General features: G+C 68.7%; 16 protein-coding genes, 1 pseudogene and 1 other annotated feature. Of the genes and pseudogenes, 1 reads left to right on the top strand and 16 read right to left on the bottom strand.

The features are described from left to right. Positions 1–3: 3 nt before the first annotated feature. Positions 4–3201, bottom strand: coding sequence for a type I restriction endonuclease subunit R (locus tag ACSQ4M_RS03810; protein ID WP_436188341.1), 3198 nt, complete (start codon positions 3199–3201; stop codon positions 4–6). Positions 3202–3463: 262 nt separating this feature from the next. Between ACSQ4M_RS03810 and ACSQ4M_RS03805 the strand changes: the two genes are divergently transcribed. Further along, positions 3464–4689 (top strand): IS3 family transposase gene (locus ACSQ4M_RS03805; RefSeq protein ID WP_157086564.1). Its coding sequence is split into 2 segments (ribosomal slippage): positions 3464–3752 and positions 3752–4689, totalling 1227 coding nucleotides; the frame shifts between segments, so codons are not numbered across the junction. Beyond that, positions 3742–3858 (top strand) — a sequence feature (AL1L pseudoknot). (Overlaps the previous gene by 117 nt.) Positions 4690–4725: 36 nt before the next feature. On the opposite strand, the gene ACSQ4M_RS03800 is transcribed toward ACSQ4M_RS03805, so the two are convergent. From ACSQ4M_RS03800 to ACSQ4M_RS03730, 15 genes and pseudogenes are all read right to left on the bottom strand, one after another. Continuing rightward, the gene (locus tag ACSQ4M_RS03800) at positions 4726–5025 is read right to left on the bottom strand and encodes a restriction endonuclease subunit S (RefSeq protein WP_436188340.1); all 300 of its coding nucleotides are present in this window, start codon (positions 5023–5025) and stop codon (positions 4726–4728) included. Then, the gene (locus ACSQ4M_RS03795) at positions 5015–6568 is read right to left on the bottom strand and encodes a type I restriction-modification system subunit M (protein ID WP_436188339.1); all 1554 of its coding nucleotides are present in this window, start codon (positions 6566–6568) and stop codon (positions 5015–5017) included. Before ACSQ4M_RS03795 ends, ACSQ4M_RS03800 begins: the two co-directional genes overlap by 11 nt. 98 nt (positions 6569–6666) lie before the next feature. Further along, a complete protein-coding gene (locus ACSQ4M_RS03790; protein WP_436188338.1) occupies positions 6667–7044 on the bottom strand; it encodes a VOC family protein in 378 nt (125 codons plus the stop codon). Positions 7045–7055: 11 nt separating this feature from the next. Further along, on the bottom strand, positions 7056–8516 hold the full coding sequence (locus ACSQ4M_RS03785; protein WP_436188337.1) for an SRPBCC family protein: 1461 nt from the start codon (positions 8514–8516) through the stop codon (positions 7056–7058). After that, positions 8516–8950 (bottom strand): SRPBCC family protein, encoded by a 435-nt coding sequence (locus ACSQ4M_RS03780; RefSeq protein ID WP_436188336.1) that lies wholly within the window; start codon positions 8948–8950, stop codon positions 8516–8518. Before ACSQ4M_RS03780 ends, ACSQ4M_RS03785 begins: the two co-directional genes overlap by 1 nt. Next, positions 8947–10638, bottom strand: a complete 1692-nt coding sequence (locus ACSQ4M_RS03775; RefSeq protein ID WP_436188335.1) for a flotillin family protein — start codon at positions 10636–10638, stop codon at positions 8947–8949. The genes ACSQ4M_RS03780 and ACSQ4M_RS03775 overlap by 4 nt, the downstream gene beginning before the upstream one ends. After that, positions 10635–11465: a phosphoenolpyruvate hydrolase family protein gene (locus ACSQ4M_RS03770; RefSeq protein ID WP_436188334.1), complete on the bottom strand. Its 831-nt coding sequence runs from the start codon at positions 11463–11465 to the stop codon at positions 10635–10637. Before ACSQ4M_RS03770 ends, ACSQ4M_RS03775 begins: the two co-directional genes overlap by 4 nt. After that, complete coding sequence (locus ACSQ4M_RS03765) at positions 11443–12687, bottom strand: Tm-1-like ATP-binding domain-containing protein (protein ID WP_436193962.1); 1245 nt, start codon at positions 12685–12687, stop codon at positions 11443–11445. The genes ACSQ4M_RS03770 and ACSQ4M_RS03765 overlap by 23 nt, the downstream gene beginning before the upstream one ends. Before the next feature lie 489 nt (positions 12688–13176). After that, positions 13177–13647 (bottom strand): annotated as a pseudogene (locus ACSQ4M_RS03760) (ABC transporter ATP-binding protein); the annotation flags it as partial. After that, positions 13647–14453, bottom strand: a complete 807-nt coding sequence (locus ACSQ4M_RS03755; RefSeq protein WP_436188333.1) for an ABC transporter ATP-binding protein — start codon at positions 14451–14453, stop codon at positions 13647–13649. The gene ACSQ4M_RS03755 and the pseudogene ACSQ4M_RS03760, both read right to left, overlap by 1 nt. A gap of 14 nt (positions 14454–14467) precedes the next feature. Then, positions 14468–15703, bottom strand: coding sequence for an ABC transporter substrate-binding protein (locus ACSQ4M_RS03750; RefSeq protein WP_436188332.1), 1236 nt, complete (start codon positions 15701–15703; stop codon positions 14468–14470). After that, the gene (locus tag ACSQ4M_RS03745) at positions 15700–16815 is read right to left on the bottom strand and encodes a branched-chain amino acid ABC transporter permease (RefSeq protein ID WP_436188331.1); all 1116 of its coding nucleotides are present in this window, start codon (positions 16813–16815) and stop codon (positions 15700–15702) included. The genes ACSQ4M_RS03750 and ACSQ4M_RS03745 overlap by 4 nt, the downstream gene beginning before the upstream one ends. Before the next feature lie 201 nt (positions 16816–17016). Continuing rightward, positions 17017–17964, bottom strand: a complete 948-nt coding sequence (locus ACSQ4M_RS03740; RefSeq protein WP_436188330.1) for a branched-chain amino acid ABC transporter permease — start codon at positions 17962–17964, stop codon at positions 17017–17019. Next, positions 17961–19250 (bottom strand): amidohydrolase family protein, encoded by a 1290-nt coding sequence (locus ACSQ4M_RS03735; RefSeq protein ID WP_436188329.1) that lies wholly within the window; start codon positions 19248–19250, stop codon positions 17961–17963. Before ACSQ4M_RS03735 ends, ACSQ4M_RS03740 begins: the two co-directional genes overlap by 4 nt. A 19-nt stretch (positions 19251–19269) precedes the next feature. Continuing rightward, a complete protein-coding gene (locus ACSQ4M_RS03730; RefSeq protein WP_436188328.1) occupies positions 19270–20589 on the bottom strand; it encodes an amidohydrolase family protein in 1320 nt (439 codons plus the stop codon).

Raw genomic sequence — 20589 nt, 5'->3', positions numbered from 1 at the left:
CCTTCAGGCCCACGCCTCACCGAGCGCGTGGGCCTGCTGCAGCACCAGTTCCACTGCGGCGTCCTGCTGGTCGGGCGGGTACTTGTACTTGCGCAGGATGCGCTTGACCATCAGCCGCAGCTTGGCCTGCACGCTCTCGAGCGCGGACCAGTCCACCGTCAGGTTCTTGCGCAGGTTGTCAGCCAGTTCGTGGGCGATCTTCTTGAGGGTCTCGTCGGTCAAGTCGCGCACCGCTGATGCGTTGTTGGCCAGCGCGTCGTAGAAGCGCACCTCGTCTTCGCTCAGGCCCAGCCGCTCGCCACGGGCGGCGGCCTCGCGGAACTTCTGCGCCATCTGCACCAGCTCTTCCATCACCTGGGCGGCTTCGATGGACCGGTTCTGGTAGCGCTGCACCACGTCGCTCAGCATGTCCGAGAACTTCCTGTTTTGCACCACGTTGCTGGCGAAGCGGGATCGGATCTCGCCTTCCAGCAGCCGCTCCAGCAGTTCCACGGCCAGGTTGCGCTCGGGCAGGTTGCGCACCTCGGCCAGGAAGGCATCGTCCAGGATGCCGATGTTGGGCCTGTCCAGGCCGACCGCGTGGAAGATGTCAACCACGTCCTCCGACACCACGGCCGAGCCGATGATCTGGCGAATGGCCAGCTCGCGCTGCTCGTCGGTCTTCCTCGTGGCGCTGATGTCGCGCTTGGTCAGGATCACCTTCACGCCCTGGAAGAAGGCCACCTCCTCGCGCACGGCCTTGGCCTCGTCTAGCGTGCAGCACAAAGTGAATGCCTTGCTCATGGCGAGCGCCAGGTCGGCGAAGCGCTTCTTGCCGTCCTTCAGGCCCAGCACATGGTTCGCGGCACCGGCCAGCGTCTTGTGCCCGCCGGTCAGGAAGCCGCTGTAGTCGTAGCCATGGCCATTCGTCCCGGCCAGCATGCCGCGCAACGCATCCAGTTTCTCGGCCAGCACGCTCCAGGCTTCGTGCGCGTCCACGGTCGGGCGGCCGCGGCCCTGGCTGGCGGTGTACTCCTTGAGCGCGGATTTCAACTCGTTGGCAATCCCGATGTAGTCCACCACCAGCCCGCCCTGCTTGTCCTTGAACACGCGGTTCACGCGGGCGATGGCCTGCATCAGGTTGTGGCCCTTCATGGGCTTGTCGACGTACAGCGTGTGCACGCAGGGGGCATCGAAGCCGGTGAGCCACATGTCGCGCACGATCACGATGCGCAGCGGGTCGGCCGGATCCTTGAAGCGCTTTTCCAGCCGCTTCTTCACCTGCGGGCTGTGGATGTGCGGGCGCAGCAGCGCCTTGTCGCTGGCCGATCCGGTCATCACGATCTTGATGGCACCCTGTTCAGGGTCGGTGCTGTGCCAGTCGGGCCGCAGCCGGGTGATCTCGTCGTACAGGTGCACGCAGATCTCGCGGCTCATGGCCACCACCATCGCCTTGCCGGGCTGGGCCTTGTCACGCTCTTCGAAGTGCGCCACCAGGTCGGCCGCCACGCTGGCGATGCGCGGCTCGGCGCCCACCACCTTCTCCAGCGCGGCCCAGCGGCTCTTGAGTTTGGCCTGCTGGCTTTCTTCCTCGTCCTCGGCGAGCTCGTCCACCTCGTCGTCGATGGTGGCCAGTTCGTCGGCCTTGAGCCCCAGCCTGGCCAGCCGGCTCTCGTAGTAGATGGCCACGGTGGCGCCATCTTCCTTGGCCTGCTGCATGTCGTAGACGCTGATGTAGTCGCCGAACACGGCACGCGTGTCGCGGTCTTCGCTGGCCACCGGCGTGCCGGTGAAGGCCACGAAGGTGGCGTGGGGCAGCGCGTCGCGCAGGTGCTGCGCGTAGCCCACCTGGTAGCGCTCCACCGGCGGCGCGTAGGCGACCTTGTACGGCGCCGTTTCGCCGCTGCCTGTGGTCAGCACCGTGGCTTCGGCGTCGCGCTTGGTCGGCTTGGCCGTCTTGAGTTTGGCTTCGAAGCCGTACTGCGTGCGGTGCGCTTCGTCGGCGATCACCACCACGTTGTGCCGGTCCGAGAGCAGCGGGAAGGTGTCTTCATCCTCGCCCGGCATGAACTTCTGGATCGTGGCGAACACGATGCCTCCACTGGGCCGGTTGCCCAGCAGCGCGCGCAACTCCTGCCGCGTGCGGGCCTGCACCGGCCGCTCGCGCAAGAGGTCTTGCGCCAGCGAGAACACGCCGAACAACTGCCCGTCCAGGTCGTTGCGGTCGGTGATGACGACGATGGTCGGGTTCTGCATCACCGGCTCCTGCATCACGCGCGCCGCGAAGCAGGTCATGGTGATGCTCTTGCCGCTGCCCTGGGTGTGCCAGACCACGCCGCCCTTGCCACGCAGGCTGGCAGGGCCGTCGGGGCGCGACGCGGCCACCACCTGCGCGATGGCCGCACGCACGGCGTGGAACTGGTGGTAACCGGCAATCTTCTTGACGAGGCCGCTGCCGTCATCTTCGAACAGCACGAAGAAGCGCAGGTAGTCCAGTAGCATGGCCGGCGCCAGCACGCCACGCACCAACGTTTCCAGCGCGTTGAACTGGCCCAGCGGGTCGAGCGTCACGCCGTCGATGGTGCGCCAGGCCATGAAGCGCTCGCTGTCGGCCGAGAGCGAGCCCAGCAGCGCGTCCGTGCCGTCCGAGATCACCAGCAGCTCGTTCGTCTGGAAGACATCGGCGATCTGCGCCTTGTAGGTCTGGATCTGGTGGAAGGCTTTCCACACGTCGGCGTTCAGGTCGGCCGGGTTCTTCAGCTCGATCAGCACCAGCGGCAGGCCGTTGACGAACAGCACGATGTCGGGCCGGCGCGTGTGGTGCGGCCCGGTGATGGAGAACTGCGTGACCGCCAGCCATTCGTTGCGCGCAGGGTCGGCCCAGTCCACCAGCCGCACGAAGTCGCCGCGGGTTTCGCCGTCCTTCTGGTACTGCACGGGCACGCCACCCACCAGCAGGCGGTGGAACTGGCGGTTGGCGGCCAGCAGCACCGGCGTGCCCAGGTCCAGCACCTGGCGAATCGCGTCGTCGCGGGCGGCTGCCGGCACGCCGGGGTTCAGCGTGGCCACGGCCTGGCGCAGGCGGGCCAGCAGCAGCACCTGGCGGTAGCTGTCGCGCTCGGGCGTGGGGCCGTCGGGGGCGATGTCGGGGCCGTGCAGCGGCTGCCAGCCCACGTCGGCCAGCCAGGTGAGGCATTCCTGTTCGAGTTGGCTTTCGGTCATGCTGCCTTTGGCCGGGCTGGTGCCATCCCCAATGGGCATAGAACCCGTGATGTGCAAAGAAGACGCGATTTTCTATACATGTCGCCCCTGATCTGCATAGAAATCTCGGTTTTTTGGATGGCTACGGTGCTCGCGCAATTAAAGAACGCTTGCATGTGGCGCGACCGTATGAAAGAACGCTTGCGTGTGAGGATGGCCGCGGGGCGGCCGTATGAACCGCCCCGTATTTTGAGGAGGCTCCAACTTTTGAGAGGATGGAGCCATGAGGAAGTCAGTGAAGTTTTCGCCCGAGGTACGCGAGCGCGCCGTGCGCATGGTGTTCGAGCACCGCGGTGAGTACGAGTCGCAGTGGGCGGCGGTGGTGTCGATTGCCGGCAAGATCGGCAGCACGCCGCAGACGCTGCTGAACTGGGTGCGCCAACAAGAGCGTGACACGGGCCAGCGCGAGGGCGTGACCACGACGCAGACGCAGCGCATGAAGGAGCTTGAAAGGGAGAACCGCGAGCTGCGCAAGGCCAACGAGATCCTGAAGCTGGCCAGCGCGTTTTTCGCCCAGGCGGAGCTCGACCGCCGGCTGAAGTCGTGAAGGCGTTCATCGACGCGCATCGCGCCGCGCACGGGGTCGAGCCGATCTGCAGGGCACTGCAGGTCGCCCCGTCGGCGTACCGGCGCCATGCGGCCCGCCAGCGCCACCCCGAGCTGCTGTGCGCCCGCGCGAAACGCGATGCGGTGCTGATGCCGCAGATCGAGCGCGTGTGGCAATCGAACCTGCGGGTCTACGGCGCCGACAAGGTCTGGCACCAGTTGCAGCGCGAGGGCGTCACGGTGGCCCGCTGCACCGTGGAACGACTCATGCGCCACATGGGTCTGCGCGGCGTGATGCGTGGCAAGGCCGCACGCACCACGATCAGCGACGCCAAAGCGCCTTGCCCGCTGGACCGGGTCAATCGCCAGTTCAACGCGCAGCGGCCCAACCAGCTTTGGGTGTCGGACTTCACGTACGTGTCCACCTGGCAAGGCTGGCTGTACGTGGCCTTCGTCGTGGACGTGTTTGCGCGGCGCATCGTGGGCTGGCGCACGAGCAGCTCCATGCGGACGGACTTCGTGTTGGGCGCACTGGAGCAGGCGCTGTACGACCGTCGTCCGCAGCGCGAAGATGCCCTTGTGTGCCACTCCGACCGCGGATCGCAGTACGTCAGCATCCGCTACACCGAACGGCTTGCCGAGGCCGGCATCGAGCCCTCCGTGGGCAGCAAGGGCGACTCCTACGACAACGCGCTGGCCGAGACCATCAATGGGCTGTACAAGGCCGAAGTCATCCATCGGCGCAGTGCGTGGAAGACCAAGGAATCGGTAGAGCTGGCGACGCTGCAATGGGTGGCCTGGTTCAACCACCAGCGCCTGCTCGAACCCATCGGGTACGTGCCACCGGCCGAGTTCGAGGCCAACTACTATCGAACTCTTGAGCAGCAGGCCATGTCGGCCTGACTCAAGCCAACGGGCCTCCGCGAATTCCGGGGCGGTTCAGGCTTGGTTGGTAGTCAGAGGTATTTTGTTGACCGCGACACGACCCGCTGTATCGCCATTGCCATACATCGCAACGATGACACTGTTGATGGGAACGAGCCTCGCAGACGAGTTCTCAAATCCGGCTTGGGAGATGCGCTCTTCCGTCGCAAAAATCTTTGAGTAGTTCACTTCCTTCGTACGCAGCCACGGGATTGACCCGTTGAAATAAGCCGAATTTGTCGATGTCGGCGTTCCCCCGGAAAAAACTGCCTTGCAGAGTTCCCCAATGGTCGTTTCCGCCCACTCAGAACTCATACCCCAGCCCCTGAAGCTTCTGCCGAATTACCACATCCAGCTCCGCCCCCTTCGCCATCTGCTCCCCCAGCTTCTCCGTCAACGCCTGCATCCTGGCCTCGAAGCCCGCATCGTCGTCCTCCACCGCCTCGGCCCCCACATACCGCCCCGGCGTCAGCACATGCCCATGTTCGCCAATCTCGGCCAGCGGCACGCTGCGGCAGTAGCCCGGCACGTCGGCGTAGTCGCCCGCGCCGGCCTCGCCCCGCCAGGCCGCCACCGTGCCCGCGATGCGGTCAATCACCGCATCCGTCAACTCGCACTGCACGCGGCTGATCATCGTCGCCAGCTTGCGCGCATCGATGAACAACACCTCGCCGCGCCGCTGCCGCTTCTCCTTCACCAGGAACCACAAACAGGCCGGGATCTGCGTGTTGAAGAACAGCTGCCCCGGCAGCGCCACCATCACCTCCACCACGTCGGCATCCACCATGGCCGCGCGAATCTGGCCTTCGTTGTTCTGGCTGCTGCTCATGCTGCCGTTGGCCAGCACGATGCCGGCGCGGCCGCCCGATTTCAGGTGGTGCAGCATGTGCTGCAGCCAGGCGTAGTTGGCGTTGCCCTGCGGTGGGTCGCCATACACCCAGCGCGCATCGCCCGTCAGGCTGGCGTGCCACCAGTCGCTGATGTTGAAGGGCGGGTTGGCCAGGATGAAATCGGCGCGCAGGTCGGGGAACTGGTTCCGGGTGAAGGTGTCGGCGGGCTCACGGCCCAGGTTGAAGTCGATGCCGCGGATGGCCAAATTCATGGCCGCCAGGCGCCAGGTGGTGGGGTTGGCCTCCTGGCCGTAGATGGCCACGTCGCCGATCTTGCCGCCGTGGGCTTCGATGAACTCCTCGCTCTGCACGAACATGCCGCCCGAGCCGCAGCAGGGGTCGTAGACCTTTCCATGGTGCGGCGCGAGGATGGCCACCAGCGTCTTGACGATGCTGCGCGGCGTGTAGAACTGGCCGCCACGCTTGCCCTCGGCGCTCGCGAACATGCCCAGGAAGTATTCGTACACCTGGCCCAGCACGTCGCGTGCCTCGCTGGCCGTGGCGCCGAAGCCGATGGTGGACACCAGGTCCACCAGCTCGCCCAGCTTGCCGTCGGGCAACTGCGCACGGGCGAAGCGCTTGTCGAGGATGCCCTTGAGCTTGGGGTTCTCGGCCTCGATCAGGCTCAGCGCCTCGTCGATGCGCTTGCCGATGTCGGTCTGCTTGGCGTTGGCGCGCACCGCCTCCCAGCGGGCGGCTTCGGGCACCCAGAAGACATTGGCTTCCAGGTAGTAATCGCGGTCTTCCAGCTCGGCCGCAATGTCCTCGGGCGCAGCGTCGCCGTAGAAGTATTCGTCGTCGGGGTCGGCCAGCCGCAGCGTCAGTTCCGCATGCTTGGCGCTGAAGGTGTCGGAGATGTATTTGAGGAAGATCAGGCCGAGCACCAGGTGCTTGTACTCGGCGGCATCCATGTTGGCCCGCAGCTTGTCTGCGGTGGCCCAGAGGGTTTTTTTGAGGGTGTCGATCATGGGTCGGGTGGCAGGGCGGGGGCCCGTTGCGCCGGCCTGGAGTGGCGCGCGCGAGGGGGCGATTCTCGCTGCGCCCGCCTTCCCCGCGCCCAGGCGCGTTATGGCTCTTCGGCCTTGTCGAAATCCAGCTCCACCTTGGCCCCGTTCGGGTCATGGCAGAACAGCTGCCACAGCGCCCCAGCCTGGCGCCGCAGGTCGTACTTCCAGCCGGCCGCGTCGAAGCGCGCCTTGACTTCCTTGAGGCCCTTGGCCGTGAACGCCATGTGGTCGATCACCCCCGCGCGCTGGGCTGGCACGGGCCGGTCGAAGTAGACGTGCAGGATGGCGTGCCTGGTGTCTTCGCCGTACAGCCACGCTCCGGGGAACCCCAGGTCGGGCCGGAAGCCCTCCTCCAGGCCCAGCATGCGGGTGTAGAAATCCATCGTGGCCTGCGGGTCCTCCGCGATCACGGTGAAGTGGTTCATGCCGAGGATCATGGAAAGCTCCTTCAGGGGATCAGGACAAGTGCGCCGCTGCGTTCGCGCGACTCCAGCCGCTCGTGCGCCTGGGCCGCGCTTTCCAGCGTGAAGCGCTCGATGGTGGGCATGGTGATGCTGCCATCGGCCAGCGCCGCCCACACGCGCGCGGCGCGGCGCGCCAGGGTCTGCGGCTGCGCGACGTAGGCGAACACGATGGGGCGCGAGAAGGTGGCGGACTTCATCAGCAGCGCGTCCGGGTCCAGCGGCGCCAGCGGGCCGCTGGCCTGGCCCAGGCTGATCCAGTGGCCGCAGGGGGTCAGTGCGGCCAGGTTCTCCTGCTGCGCCTGCCGGCCCAGGCCGTCGACGATCACGTCGGCGCCGCCCAGGGCCTGCACGGCGTCGGCGAAGCGGTAGTCGGGCGTGACGATCACCTCGGCGCAGCCGTGCGCGCGCGCGATGCGGGCCTTGGCTTCGCTGGAAACGGTGCCGATGACCCGCGCGCCCAGGCGGCCGGCCCATTGGCACAGCACCTGGCCCAAGGCACCGGCGGCGGCGTGCACCAGCCAGCGCGCGCCGGGCTTCACCGGCGCCACGTCGTGCAGCAGCGCGTCGGCCGTCAGGCCCTTGAGCAGCAGCGCGGCGGCCACCTCGTCGTCCACCGCGGGCGGCAGCCGCACCAGCCAGCCGGCCGGCACATTGCGGACGCCAGCGTACGCGCCGGGCTGCGGGCCCAGGTAGGCCACGCGTTCGTCTGCCAGGTACCCATGCACGCCTTCACCGCATTCCAGCACGGCGCCGGCCGCTTCCATGCCTGGCGTGCCGCCCGGCGCCAGCATGCCGGGGATCTGGCCCTTGCGCAGATACACGTCGATGTAGTTCAGCCCGATGGCACGCTGGCGGATGCGCACCTCGCCCGGGGCGGGCGGCGGCGCCTCGGTGTCTTCCAGTCGCATCTGCCGTGCGTCACCGTAGTCCCGCAGCACCACGCGCCGCGTCGGCAGCGCGATGGCCACCGGCATCGCCGCCCGGCCCGGCGCGCGCAGGTCACCGCCGCGCTGCAGGTGCCGGCGCAGGTTGGCGAAGCCGGCTTCGTAGACCCCCTGGGCCACCATCTCGCGCAGCTCGCGCTCGCGGCCCGGCGGTGTGGCGAAGCTCGACTCCCAGTGCCAGAAGGTGCGGTTGCCATCTGTCACGGGCTTGAGCGTGACGGTGGCCACGTAGCGCAGCAGTGGCACTGTCGCCTCGACGATGCAGTAGGTGCTCTTGTAGAGCCGGTCGTCCAGCGTCAGCAGCTGCTCGCGGATGCGGTTGCCGTCCTTGAGTGAGAAGCTGCGCACGCAGCCCACCTGGTCGCTGCGCTCACCGCCCTCGATGCGGCTCTGGTCCACCACGTCGTGCCACTGGTCGTGGCTGTTGAAATCGCGCAGCACGGCCCAGACGCGCTCGATGGGCGCGTCGATCACCGTCGAGCGGACGACCTTCTGCAGCATCAGCGGTACATCTGCTTCAGGGCGTTGAAGCCGCCCTGGAACACGCCGTCGGCAATCGTGCGCGTCAGCTCCTGTTCGCGCCCTTCGTCGCAGTCGAACTCCGCGCTCCATTCGGCGAAGCAGCGGTTGCCGTCGGTGATCGGCGTGAGCTTGAGCGTGGCCACGTAGTTGTCCACGCCCATGGCACTTTCCAGGATCTCGTAGGTCTGCGTGAAATCGAAGTCGGACAGCGCCAGCAAGCGTTCGCGGATGGTGCTGCCGTCGCGCGTGTGGAAGTGGCGGATGCAGCCCACGCGGTCGCTGGGCTCGCCGTTCTCGATGCGGCTGTCCGCGATGCCCGGGTGCCACTGCGGCAGGCCGTTGAAGTCGCGCACGCGGGCCCAGACGTTGTCGGCGGCGGCCTCGATCACGGTGGAGACGTACAGGCGGATCATGCTTCAGACTTCTGCTGGGCCGGTGGCAGCGCCGCGCTGGCACCCGAGCTGGCGCCGGCCAGCCGCTGGATGTCGCCCGCATCCAGGCCGATCTCGCGCAGCAGCTGGTCCACCAGCGGCGCCTGGGCCCGGAAGCGCAGCGCAGAGTTGACGACACCGTCGGCAAAGCCGCCGCCACCGCCATCGCCGCCACCGCTGCTGCCGCCCCCCAAGCCGTCCACATGCAGGATCTTGATGCCCTCGATGCGCTCCATCGGCCGCACCGATTCGCGGATGATGCCTTCGGCCTTCTCCACCAGCCGCATGCGCAGGGCCGAGGTGCGCGCCTCGGGCGACAGCACGTTCTGCGCCTCGTTCATCCAGCGCTGGGCCTCGGCCTCGATCTCGGCGCGCACGCGCACGGCCAGGGCCTTGATGCGGTCGGCGTCGGCATCGGCTTCGGCCTGGGCGCGGATGGCGGCGCCGCGGTCGGCGCTGGCGGCCTTCTCGGCCTGCGCGGCCACGGTCAGCTGCAGCGCCTCGCGTTCGGCGGCCTGCGCCGCGCCGATCAGCTCGATGGCCTTCTTGCGCTCGGCCATCTCCACCTCGCGCGCGGTGAAGACCTTCTCCTCTGCGGCGACGGCCAGCGCACGCGCGGCCTCGGCACCGGCCTGCGCGTTCGACAGCGCCTCGCTCTCGCGCGCCACGGCGATCGCGCGCTGCTGCTCGGCCAGTTCCAGCGATTGGCGGCGTGCGATCTCGGCGGCCTGCAGCGTGCGCTCCTTGGTGATGCGCTCCTGCTCCAGGCTTTGCTCGCTGCGGATGCGGGCCATGTCGATGGCCTGCTTGGCGGTGATCTGCGCACCTTCGGCGTTCTGCTCGCTCTGCGCGCGCTCGCTGGTCAGCTCGGCACGCTGGCGCGCGCGGGCGATCTCCACCTCGCGCTGCTGGTGCAGGCGCGCGTGCTCGGCCTCGCGGTCGATGTCCAGGCTCAGCTTCTCGGCTTCCAGGTTCTTGTTGCGGATGGCGATCAGCGTGTCCTGCTCGACGTCGTTGCGCTGCTTCTTGCGCCGCTCGATCTGCTCGGTCAGCCGCGTCAGGCCCTCGGCGTCGAAGGCGTTGCTGGGGTTGAAGTACTCCATGGCCGTCTGGTCCAGCTGCGTGAGCGATGCGGCCTCCAGCTCCAGGCCGTTCATGGTCAGGTCGCCGGCCACGGCCTCGCGCACGCGCTTGACGTAGCTGCCGCGCTTCTCGTGCAGCTCTTCCATCGTCATCTCGGCCGCGGCGGTGCGCAGCGCGTCGACGAACTTGCCTTCCACCAGCTCCTTGAGCTGCTCTGGCTCCATGGTGCGCAGGCCCAGCGTCTGGGCAGCGGCGGCCACGGCCTCGGGCTCGGCCGCCACGCGCACGTAGAACTCGGCGATCACGTCCACGCGCATGCGGTCCTTGGTGATCAGGGCCTTGTCGCGGCCGCGGCTCACCTCCAGCCGCAGCGTGTTCATGTTCACCGGGATCACGTCGTGCACGATGGGCAGCACGAAGGCGCCTCCCCCCAGCACCACCTTCTGCCCGCCCATGCCGGTGCGCACGAAGGCGCGCTCCTTGCTGCTGCGCAGGTACAGCCAGTGGAACAGCCAGACCACGATGGCCACGGCGATGACCACCACGATCAGGCCGAGTAGGAAGCTGCCGAATTCAGCGCCAGTCATAAAGCGATCTCCGTGAAGCGTCGGGTGGTTTCTGTCAATGCGATCTCGGTGGGCAGCCGCTCCATGGAGCTGGCGCCGTAGAAACCGTGCAGTTCCGGGCATTGGCCGAGGATCCAGCGCGCGTCCTCGGGCGTGGCGATGGGGCCGCCGTGGCACAGCACCAGCTGGTCCGGGTTCACGGCCTTGGCGGCGGCGGCCCAGGCCTTGATGGGGGCCACGCAGTCCGCCAGTTGCAGCGCGGTTTCGGCGCCGATGCTGCCGCCGGTCGTCAGGCCCAGGTGGCAGACCACGATGTCCGCACCGGCCTCGGCCATCGCGCGCGCATCGGCCTCGCAGAACACGTAGGGCGTGGTCAGGAGGTCCATGGCGCGCGCACGGCGCACCATCTCCACTTCCAGCCCGTAGCCCATGCCGGTTTCTTCCAGGTTGGCGCGGAAGGTTCCGTCGATCAGCCCCACGGTGGGGAAGTTCTGGATGCCCGAGAAGCCCAGGTCGACCAGCCGGCGCAGGAACTGGTCGGGGATCATGAAGGGGTCGGTGCCGTTCACGCCGGCCAGCACCGGCGTGTGCTTGACCACGGGCAGCACCTCGCGCGCCATCTCGCAGACGATCTCGTTGGCGTTGCCGTAGGCCAGCAGGCCCGCCAGCGAGCCGCGTCCGGCCATGCGGTAGCGGCCTGAGTTGTAGATCACGATCAGGTCGATGCCGCCGGCCTCCTCGCACTTGGCCGACAGGCCGGTGCCGGCGCCACCGCCGATCAGCGGCCGGCCCGCGGCGATCTTGGCGCGAAAGCGCCGCAGCAGCTCATCTCTGGCGATGCGTGGCATGGGTTCGCTCCTCCTTGGGGGCCACGGCGCGCCAGGCGGCAACCAGCGCGTCGGCAAAGGCCTCATCGTTGATGTGGTGCGGCAGGCGGACCAGCTGGTGGTCGCTGCTGCTGCGGAAGTTCTGGGCCAGCGTGTCGAACAGCGCGCGGTTGGCCTCGGGATCGTGGAAGGGCTGGCCGGGCTTGTCGATGGCCGAGACGCCGCCCTCGGGCAGCAGCAGCCGCACCGGCCCACGCATGGCGTTGCACTTGGCGGCCAGGAAGGCGCCGATCGCGCGGCACTCGTCGGGCGTGGTGCGCATCAGCGTCACGCTGGCGTTGTGCTGGTACAGGCGCCGCGCGCGGAAGCGCTCGGGCACCGTGTCCTTCGCGCCGAAGTTCACCATGTCCATGGCGCCGACCGAGCCGACCCAGGGCACGGCGTGCCGCGCGAACACGTCCAGCCGCATGGGGCCGGCCGACATGATGCCGCCCACGATCTCGTCGGCGATCTCGGTGGTCGAGACATCGATGCAGCCGGCCAGCAGGCCGGATGCGGCCAGCTTCTCCATGCTCTGGCCACCGGTGCCGGTAGCGTGGAACACCAGGCAGTCGTAGGCCTCCTCCAGCTGCTTGGTCACGGCCTGCACGCAGGGCGTGGTCACGCCGAACATGGTCAGGCCCAGCGCGGGCTTGCGCGCTTCGCTCTCGGGCATGGGGTGCGTCACCATGCCGGCCAGTGCGTGGGCGGCGTTGGCCAGCACGCGCTCGCTGATGCGGTTGATGCCCTGCACGTCGGTGACCGAATACATCATGCAGATGTCGCTGGGCCCGACGTAGGGCCGCACGTCGCCGCTGGCCACGGTGCTGACCATCATCTTGGGCACACCCACCGGCAAGGCGCGCATGGCCGGCGTGGCCAGCGCCGTCCCGCCCGAGCCACCGGCCGAGATCAGGCCACCCAGGTCGCGCCGCGTGAGCACGTAGCGCTCGAAGGCCAGCGCCATGGCGGTGACGGCCGTGCCGCGGTCGCCGCTGAACACGGCCGACTCGCCCTGCGGGTGATGGCGCGCCACCTCACGCGGGTGCACGCTGGCAGGCGAGGGCTTGCCGCTGGTGGCCAGATCGACGGTCACCACGCGCAGGCCCAGCTTTTCGAGGCACTGGCGCAGGTAGGCCAGCTCGCGGCCCTTGGTGTCGAAGGTGCCGGCCACGTAGGCGCAGCGCTCGCTGCTTGCGGCCACCGGAAACTCCAGCACCTGGGCGGCGCGCTGTGCCGGCGCGGCCACGGGGCTGGGCGCTGGCGGTGCCACGCGCGGAATGTCGGTCACCGGCGCGGCGGTGTCGCCGCTGTTCCAGCGGTTGAAGCCACGCACCGTGCGCGGCAGCAGCGCATCGAGCGAGGGCGCGCCATCGCCGTGCATGCGCGCCACCGTGATGATGGTGGTGGGCCGGTCGCTCTCGACCGTCGGCGCTTCGGTCTCCTCGTCGGGCCCGGTGCGCACGCCCAGCAGCCGTTCCTGCAGCGCGCGGTCGGCTCCGAGCTCGGCCGCTGGCATCAGCTGCGCGATGCGGCCGTTGACCATCACGCCGATGCGGTCGGCCACCTCGATGGCCACGCCCAGGTTCTGCTCGATCAGCAGCACGCCGATCTTGCCGTCGGCCGCCAGGTCGCGCAGTGCCCGCGCGACCTGCTCCACGATGACTGGGGCCAGGCCTTCGGTCGGCTCGTCCATGACCAGGAGCCGCGGCTCCAGCAGCAGCGCACGGCCGATGGCCAGCATCTGCTGTTCGCCGCCCGACAGCTGCGCACCGCCGTTGCCCTTGCGTTCCGCGAGGCGCGGGAACATGGCGTAGACCTTGTCCACGTCGCGGCGTTTCGGTGCCACGAGCCGCAAGGTCTCGTCCACCGTCAGCGACGGCCACACGCGCCGGCCCTGCGGCACGTAGGCGATGCCGCGCTTGGTACGCCGCTCGGGCGGCAGGCCCAGCATCTCCTCGCCCTGCAGGCGCACGCTGCCGGCGGCACGGCCGACGGGAGGCAGCAGTCCGCAGATGGCGTTGCACAGCGTGGTCTTGCCCATGCCGTTGCGGCCGACGATGCCGAGCACGCCGCGGTCCAGGCCCAGGTTCACGCCCTGCAGCGCATGGGCGCGGCCGTAGTAGACGTCCAGGCCGTCGATCTGCAACAACGGCGCATCCATCAGTGCTTGCCCCCCATGTAGATGGCCTGTACCTGGGCGTCGTTTTCGATCTCGGCCGGCGTGCCGGTCTTGAGCACGCGGCCGTTGTGCATCACGGTCACCTTCTCGGTCACGCGCAGCGCGATGTCCAGGTCGTGTTCGATGATCACGAAGCCCATGTGGGCCGGCAGTGCGTTGAGCAGCGCCACCAGTTCGCGCCGTTCGGCCGGCGACAGACCCGCGGCCGGTTCGTCGAACAGGATCAGCCGCGGCGCGCCGGCCAGCGCCATGCCGATCTCCAGCTGGCGCTGTTGGCCGTGCGCGAGGTCGGCCACCAGGGTGTCGGCGATGTGGGCCAGGCGCGCGCGCTCCAGCAGCTCGTCCGTCGCCTGCGTGGAGCCGTGGCCGGCACCAGCACGCCGAAGGCTGAAGCGCCCGTTGGCCACGCCGCGCACCGCCAGGAACAGGTTGTCGCGCACGCTGAGTTCGCGGAACAGCAGCGAGGACTGGTAGGTGCGCCGCAGTCCCTTGCGGATGCGCTCGTGCGGCGGCAGCGCCGTGATGTCCTCGCCGAAGAAGCGGATGCGCCCGCTGGTCGGCGGAAAGTCGCCCGTGATGGCGTTGAACAGCGTGGTCTTGCCCGCGCCGTTGCTGCCCAGCACGGCGTAGCGCTGGCCGGCCGCCACCGAGAAGCTCACGTCGTCCACGGCGCGCAGCGCCCCGAAGGCGCGCGTGACGCCTTCGAGCGCGAGCGCGTCGCCCGAGGCCAGCGCGCGCGGGGCGGCGCTGGAACGGGCAGCGGAACGCAGCGGGGTGACGGTGGCCACGCGTTCAGCCCTTCTCAGGGGCAAGCGGGAACATCCCGCGTGCCCATCTTGAAGTCTTCCTTCTTCATGCCCAGCAGCTGGTCGATGTTGTCGACCTTCTTGGCCACCTTGGTCGTCAGGTTGCCCTGCGCGTCCTTCACCACCTCGGTCACGAAGGTGGTGCCGATGGCCTGGCGGTTGCCGTCCAGCCGCACGTCGCCGGTGGGCGTCTTGAGCACCATCTTCTGCAGCGCCTCGCGGTACTTGGCCTGGTTGCCCGAGAGGTCGCCCTTCACCGCGTCGAGCCCGTCCAGCGCGGCCTTCATGTTGGTGTAGTACACGTAGGCGAACAGGCTGGGGCTGGGGAAGGCGCCCGAGGAGACCGGATAGGTCTTCTGGTAGTCGGCCACGAAGGCCTTCCAGCCAGCGCCGTCGTAGCTGTCGGCCACGGGGCCGGCCGACAAGGTGCCCACCAGCGAATCGCGCCGCTTGCCGCGGTAGTTCAGCACGTCCTGGCTCACCGTGATGGAGCCGCCCAGCATGGGCTTGTCGCCGCCCGCGTTCTCGTACTGCGTGAGGAAGTTCACCGCGTCGGCGCCGCCCAGCACCACCAGCAGCGCGTCCACGTCCTTGGGGATGCGCGCGATGACCGAGCTGTAGTCCTTGCCGCCCAGCGGCACCCAGGCCTTGACCGGCACTTTGCCGCCCTTGGCGCAGAACTCCGACATGAAGCCCTGCACCTGCGAGTAGGGGAAGGCGTAGTCTTCGGCGATCACCATCACGCGCTTGTAGCCCTTGTCCAGCGCGGCCTGGCCCAGGCCCACCATCCACTGCGCGCCCTCGGTGTTGAAGCGGTAGAAGTTGGGGCTGGGGCTGTCCAGCGTGGTGCCCTGCGCGCCCGAGGCGCCGTTGATGAAAGTGACCTGCGGCTGGGTCTTGGAGTAGTCCTTCACGGCGATGCCCTCGCCGCCCGACAGCGGGCCGACCATGATGTCGACCTTGTCCTGCTCCACCAGCTTGCGCGTGGCGTTGACGGCCACGTCGGGCTTGGCGTCCGAGCTGGCCTTGACGAGTTCGATCTTGCGGCCCGCCACCATGCCGCCACGCTCCTTGACGGCCAGCTCGGCGCCGCGCATGCCGTCCGCGCCGCCGGCCGCGAACGGGCCCTCCAGCGTGGCCAGCAGGCCGATCTTGATGGGGGCGCCCTGGGCCCAGGCACCGGTCACGACGCAGGTGGCCGCAGCGGCCAGCAGGGTTTGCTTGAGGTTCACGCTTGTCTCCTTGGGGTTGGCGTTGTCATGGTCTGCCGGGGCGCGAAGCGCGCACGCGCCTTCGCCCACAGTCCGAGCAGGCCGTCGGGGGAACACAGCACGATGGCGAGGAACACCCCGCCGATGACGAGGTTGAAGCGTTCGCGGTCGACCAGGTCGATGGCGAAGGTCTGCAGCAGCACGAACAGCACCGCACCGACGAAGGCGCCGATCGGGTGGCGCATGCCACCCAGCACCGCGACGACCAGGATGTTGATGAGCCAGCTGGTGCCGACCGATCCCGGGGTCATGAGCCCGTTGTACCAGGCCAGCAGGATGCCGCCCACGGCCGCCAGCAGGCCCGCGAAGGCATAGGCCGCGACCCGGTGCGCGACGACGCTGTAGCCCAGCGCGGCCATGCGGCGCGGGTTGTCGCGCACGCCCTGCAGCGCGATGCCGAAGGGTGCGCGCACGATCCATTTCACGACGCCGTAGCCCGCCAGCGCACAGCCCAGCGCGAGGAAGTAGAACGGCACCGGCTTGCGCCAGTCCACGCCGAACACATCGGGCGGGTGCAACTCGCGCAGGCCCTGGAAGCCGTTGAAGATGCTGTAGTTCTGCAGCACCAGGTAGTAGAAGGCCACGCCGATGGCCAGCGTGATCATGATGGTGTAGATGCCCTCGGTGCGCACCGACAGCCAGCCGATCAGCGCCGACGCCACCACGGCGATCAGCAGTGCGAACGGCACCGCCACCCACCAGGGCCAGCCCAGGCTGATGGCCGCGCTGCTGCTGGTGCCCAGCACCGCCATGGCGTAGCCGGCGATGCCGGCCACCGTCATCTGCGCCAGCGAGACCATGCCGCCGTAGCCGCCCAGGAAGGTCAGCGACAGCGCGATCAGGCCCAGCACGAGCGACTGCGCGGCGACCTGGTAGGTGAAGAAGGGCGTGGCGACGAAGGGGAACAGCAGCGCCCCGATCAGCACGATGCCGTGGCGGGGGCGCAGCGTCGGCCAGGCGGCCATGCGAGGCTGCGGTGTGTTGGCGGCCGTCGGCGCAGAGCCGGGGCGGGGTCGGGTGACCGGCGCCGTGGGCTGGCGGTTCATGGCGCGGCGCCATTGAGAGGCACTCATGTGTGATCCCTCGCGCTGCGCGATTCGGAGAAGAGGTGGCGTGGCGCTGGGGTCGAGGCCACCGGGTAGCCTCTTCCGCGAATGTCCCCCGCCAGGGCCGCAGGCGGCCCTGGGCGGGGGGCATTCGCGGAGTTGAGTACACCGTCGGCGCGGTCTGGCGCCACCGCCAGACGACAAGGATCGAAGGCTCGGGTTCGCATCTCAGGCCGCCTTCCCCATGATCCCGCGCGGCCGGAAGGCCAGCACCAGGATCAGGATCACGAACGTGAACACCACGCTGTAGGTCGGCGCGTAGGCCAGCCCATAGGTTTCCGCCAGGCCGAGGATCACGGCCCCGATGGCGGCCCCCACCACGCTGCCCATGCCGCCCACGATCACCACGATCAGGGACGCCAGCAGCAGCCGGATGTCTTCGCCCGGCACCATGGACAGCTCCACCGCGCCGATCACACCGCCGAACCCGGCCAGCCCGGCACCCAGCATGAAGGTGATGGCGAACACCAGGTTCACGTTGACGCCGGATGCGGCCAGCATGCCGCGGTCGTCCACGCCGGCGCGGATCATGGCGCCCACACGCGTCTTGTTCAGCAGCCACCACAGGCCGAAGCCGATGGCCAGGCCGAAGCCCAGCAGGCTCAGCCGGAAGGCACCGTAGGCGTTGATCAGCGGCAGGCCGCGGATGGGGCCCTGCAGCCATTCGGGCGCCTCCATCTGGTGCACCTGGCCCGTGAAGATCCACAGCAGCACGTCGGCGATCACGATGGACAGGCCGATGGTCACCAGCGTCTGGCGCAGGTCCTGGCCCTGCATGCGGCGCAGGATCAGCACCTGGATCAGGAGGCCCGCCACGGCAGCCGCCGCGAAGCCCGCCGCCAGCGCCAGGATCCACCAGCCGGTCTTGTCGGCCACCACGTAGCCCACGTAGCCGCCCAGCAGATACAGCGAGCCGTGGGCCAGGTTCACGTTGCGCATGAGGCCGAACACCAGCGTGAAGCCGCTGGCCACGATGAAGTACAGCGAGGCCAGCGTCAGCCCGTTGAGCATGGTGACGACGTACAGCCGCGCGTTGTCGAACAGCGCCCAGAGCGAGAACACCAGCATCGGGCCGCCGATGAGCAGCCAGAGCAGGAGGCGGCCCGTCTTCGTCATGCGGCGCGCTCCCAGCGCCGCTCGCTGGCGACCGGTGGCGTCTTCGCGAACACGCCATCCTTCATCACCGCCAGGATGCGCCTGGGGTCGCGCAGGATGGCCAGGTTGGCCAGCGGGTCGCCATCGACCAGCAGCAGATCGGCCAGGTAGCCGGGCTTGATGAGGCCCAGGTCGTGTGGCTGCTTCATGACCTGGCCGCCGAACTCGGCCGTGGAGCGGATCGCCTCCATCGGCGTCATGCCCAGGTACTTCACGAAGAACTCCAGGTCGCGCGCGTTCTGGCAGTGCGGCGTGAAGGCGAAGCCGTAGTCGCCACCCGGCAGCACGCGCACGCCGCGCCGGTGCATGGCTTTGAGCGACTCGATGGCGTTGTCCCACTCGTCCTGGTAGCCCATGTCCACCGCCATCTGGTGCGTCACGCCATAGGCCTCGGCCTCGTGCAGCATGGCGTACAGGATGGCGATGCCGGGGGCCACGAACACCTTGTCCTTCGCGGCCTCCAGCAGGTCCAGCGTCTCGGTGTCGGTGTAGCTGGCGTGGTAGATCAGCTCGATGCCGTGGCGCAGCGCCTGCTTGACGCTGTCGGCCGAGCGCGCATGCGCCACGCCGCGCTTGCCGCGCATCTTGACCTCCTGCATGGCGGCGGCCACCTCGGCGTCGGTCATCCAGGTGGTGCCGGCCGGCGACTGCGGCGTGAAGTTGTCGCCCGAGAGGTTGAGCTTGATGGAGTCGACGCCGTACTTGAGGAACAGGCGCACGGCCTTGCGCATCTCTTCGGCGCCGCTCACGTTCACGCCGAAGCTGAACTCGGGGAAGGGCAGGTGCGGCAGCGTCTCGTCGCCCAGGCCGCCCAGCACGGTGATCTCCTGGCTGGCCGCCAGGTAGCGCGGGCCGGGGATCTGGCCGCTGGCGATGGCATTGCGCGTGACCACGTCCAGCCGCGGCTTGGCGCAGGCCGCGCCCACACAGGACGTGAAGCCCGCCTGCAGGTAGCGGCCGGCCACCTTGGCGCACCACAGCACATGCTCCTCCAGCGGCATGGCCTGGATGGCGGCCAGCGTGGCGGCGTCGTTCCAGCTGAAGTGCGTGTGGGCCTCGCACATGCCGGGCATCAGCGTGGCGCCGGCCGCGTCGATCACCTGCACGCCGCTGTGGAAGCCGCCCACGGGCGCCAGGCTGCGACCGACCTCGCGGATGCGGTTGCCGCTGACGCGCACGCTGCCCTGGTAGGGCGGCTGCGTGCCGCCTTCGAGGATGCGGACGTTGGTGAACAGGACTTCGGCCATCGTGGTCTCCTCGGCGCGCTCAAGCGGCCCAGCGGTTGAGGGGCCGGATCTCGCGCAGATACTGCGAACCGCTGCCTTCGCGCACCGGCGGCGCGCGGTGGAACTCGCCGTCCTTCATCACGGCCAGGATGCGGGTCTTGTCCTGCAGGATGGTGATGTCGGCCAGCGGGTCGCCGTCGATGAGCAACAGGTCGGCCAGGCAGCCTTCGCGCAGGTAGCCGATGTCCTTGCCCATCTTCATCATCGGCCCGCCCCAGGCGGTGGCCGACAGCAGCGCCTCCATGGGGCTCATGCCCACGTGCTTGACGAAGTACTCCAGGTCGCGCGCGTTGGTGCCGTGCGGGGTCCAGGCAAAGCCGTAGTCGCCGCCGGGCAGGATGCGCACACCGCGCTTGCGCAGGCCGCGCATGCTCTGGATGGCGGCCTCCAGCTCGCGGTGGTAGCCCATCTTCTTCGTGACCTCGGGGGTCAGTCCGTACTCGCTGGCGTTGTTCACCGTGCGGATCAGCCAGGCCAGGCCGGGCGCGACGAAGTGCTCGAACTTGTGCGCCTCCAGCAGGTCCAGCGCCTCCTCGTCGGCGAAGCTGGCGTGGTAGATCACCTCGATGCCCAGGTGCACGCACTGCTTGATGGCCCAGGTGCTGCGCGCATGGGCGGCCACGCGCTTGCCCCAGACCTTGGCTTCCTCCACGCAGGTGCGGATCTCGGCCTCGGTGAACTGGCTCATCTCGGACGACATGCCGGTGATGGACTCGCCCGACAGATTGATCTTGAGCGTGTCCACGCCGTACTTGGCGAACATGCGCACGCAGCGGCGCATCTCTTCGGAGCCGCTGACGACCGCGCCGAACGCGAACTCGGGCTGCGGCAGGTGCGGCTGCGTGGTGTCGCCCAGGCCGCCGGGCACCGTGATCTCCTGGCTGGCGGCCAGGTAGCGCGGGCCCACGATGGTGCCGTCGTTGATGGCGTTGCGGATCACCACGTCCAGCCGCGGCTTGGCAGCGGCCGCGCCCACGCAACTCGTCCATCCCATGTCGAGGTAGCGCTTGGCAACTTCCGCGCACCACAGGATGTGCTCTTCCGGCGGCATGCGCTGGATCGCGTCCAGGCTGGGCTGGTCGTTCCAGCTGAAGTGCGTGTGCGCCTCCACCATGCCCGGCATCAGAAAAGCGCCGCCGCCGTCGATCACGGTGGCACCGGCGACAGGCTGGCTGCGCTGGCCGAAGCCGGTCTTGGCGACGCGGTGGATGCGGTTGCCGGAGACCAGCAGCTCGCCCATGAAGGGCTGCTCGCCGCCGCCGTCGAAGATGCGCACGTTGGTGAAGTGGATGTCCGCCAT

The organism is Pseudorhodoferax sp. LjRoot39 (assembly GCF_964253035.1).
GTDB lineage: Bacteria > Pseudomonadota > Gammaproteobacteria > Burkholderiales > Burkholderiaceae_C > Pseudorhodoferax.
Note: the sequence above shows the minus strand (reverse complement) of the source record. Positions and strands in the feature narration are given on the sequence as shown.

Bases quoted from the DNA above. Each gene is read 5' to 3' on its own strand.
- ACSQ4M_RS03775 (WP_436188335.1), bottom strand. From the start codon at position 10,638: ATGACTGGCGCTGAATTCGGCAGCTTCCTACTCGGCCTGATCGTGGTG.
- ACSQ4M_RS03795 (WP_436188339.1), bottom strand. From the start codon at position 6,568: ATGATCGACACCCTCAAAAAAACCCTCTGGGCCACCGCAGACAAGCTG.
- ACSQ4M_RS03780 (WP_436188336.1), bottom strand. From the start codon at position 8,950: ATGATCCGCCTGTACGTCTCCACCGTGATCGAGGCCGCCGCCGACAAC.
- ACSQ4M_RS03790 (WP_436188338.1), bottom strand. From the start codon at position 7,044: ATGATCCTCGGCATGAACCACTTCACCGTGATCGCGGAGGACCCGCAG.
- ACSQ4M_RS03800 (WP_436188340.1), bottom strand. From the start codon at position 5,025: ATGAGTTCTGAGTGGGCGGAAACGACCATTGGGGAACTCTGCAAGGCA.
- ACSQ4M_RS03735 (WP_436188329.1), bottom strand. From the start codon at position 19,250: ATGGCCGAAGTCCTGTTCACCAACGTCCGCATCCTCGAAGGCGGCACG.
- ACSQ4M_RS03810 (WP_436188341.1), bottom strand. From the start codon at position 3,201: ATGACCGAAAGCCAACTCGAACAGGAATGCCTCACCTGGCTGGCCGAC.
- ACSQ4M_RS03770 (WP_436188334.1), bottom strand. From the start codon at position 11,465: ATGCCACGCATCGCCAGAGATGAGCTGCTGCGGCGCTTTCGCGCCAAG.
- ACSQ4M_RS03740 (WP_436188330.1), bottom strand. From the start codon at position 17,964: ATGACGAAGACGGGCCGCCTCCTGCTCTGGCTGCTCATCGGCGGCCCG.
- ACSQ4M_RS03730 (WP_436188328.1), bottom strand. From the start codon at position 20,589: ATGGCGGACATCCACTTCACCAACGTGCGCATCTTCGACGGCGGCGGC.
- ACSQ4M_RS03785 (WP_436188337.1), bottom strand. From the start codon at position 8,516: ATGCTGCAGAAGGTCGTCCGCTCGACGGTGATCGACGCGCCCATCGAG.
- ACSQ4M_RS03745 (WP_436188331.1), bottom strand. From the start codon at position 16,815: ATGAGTGCCTCTCAATGGCGCCGCGCCATGAACCGCCAGCCCACGGCG.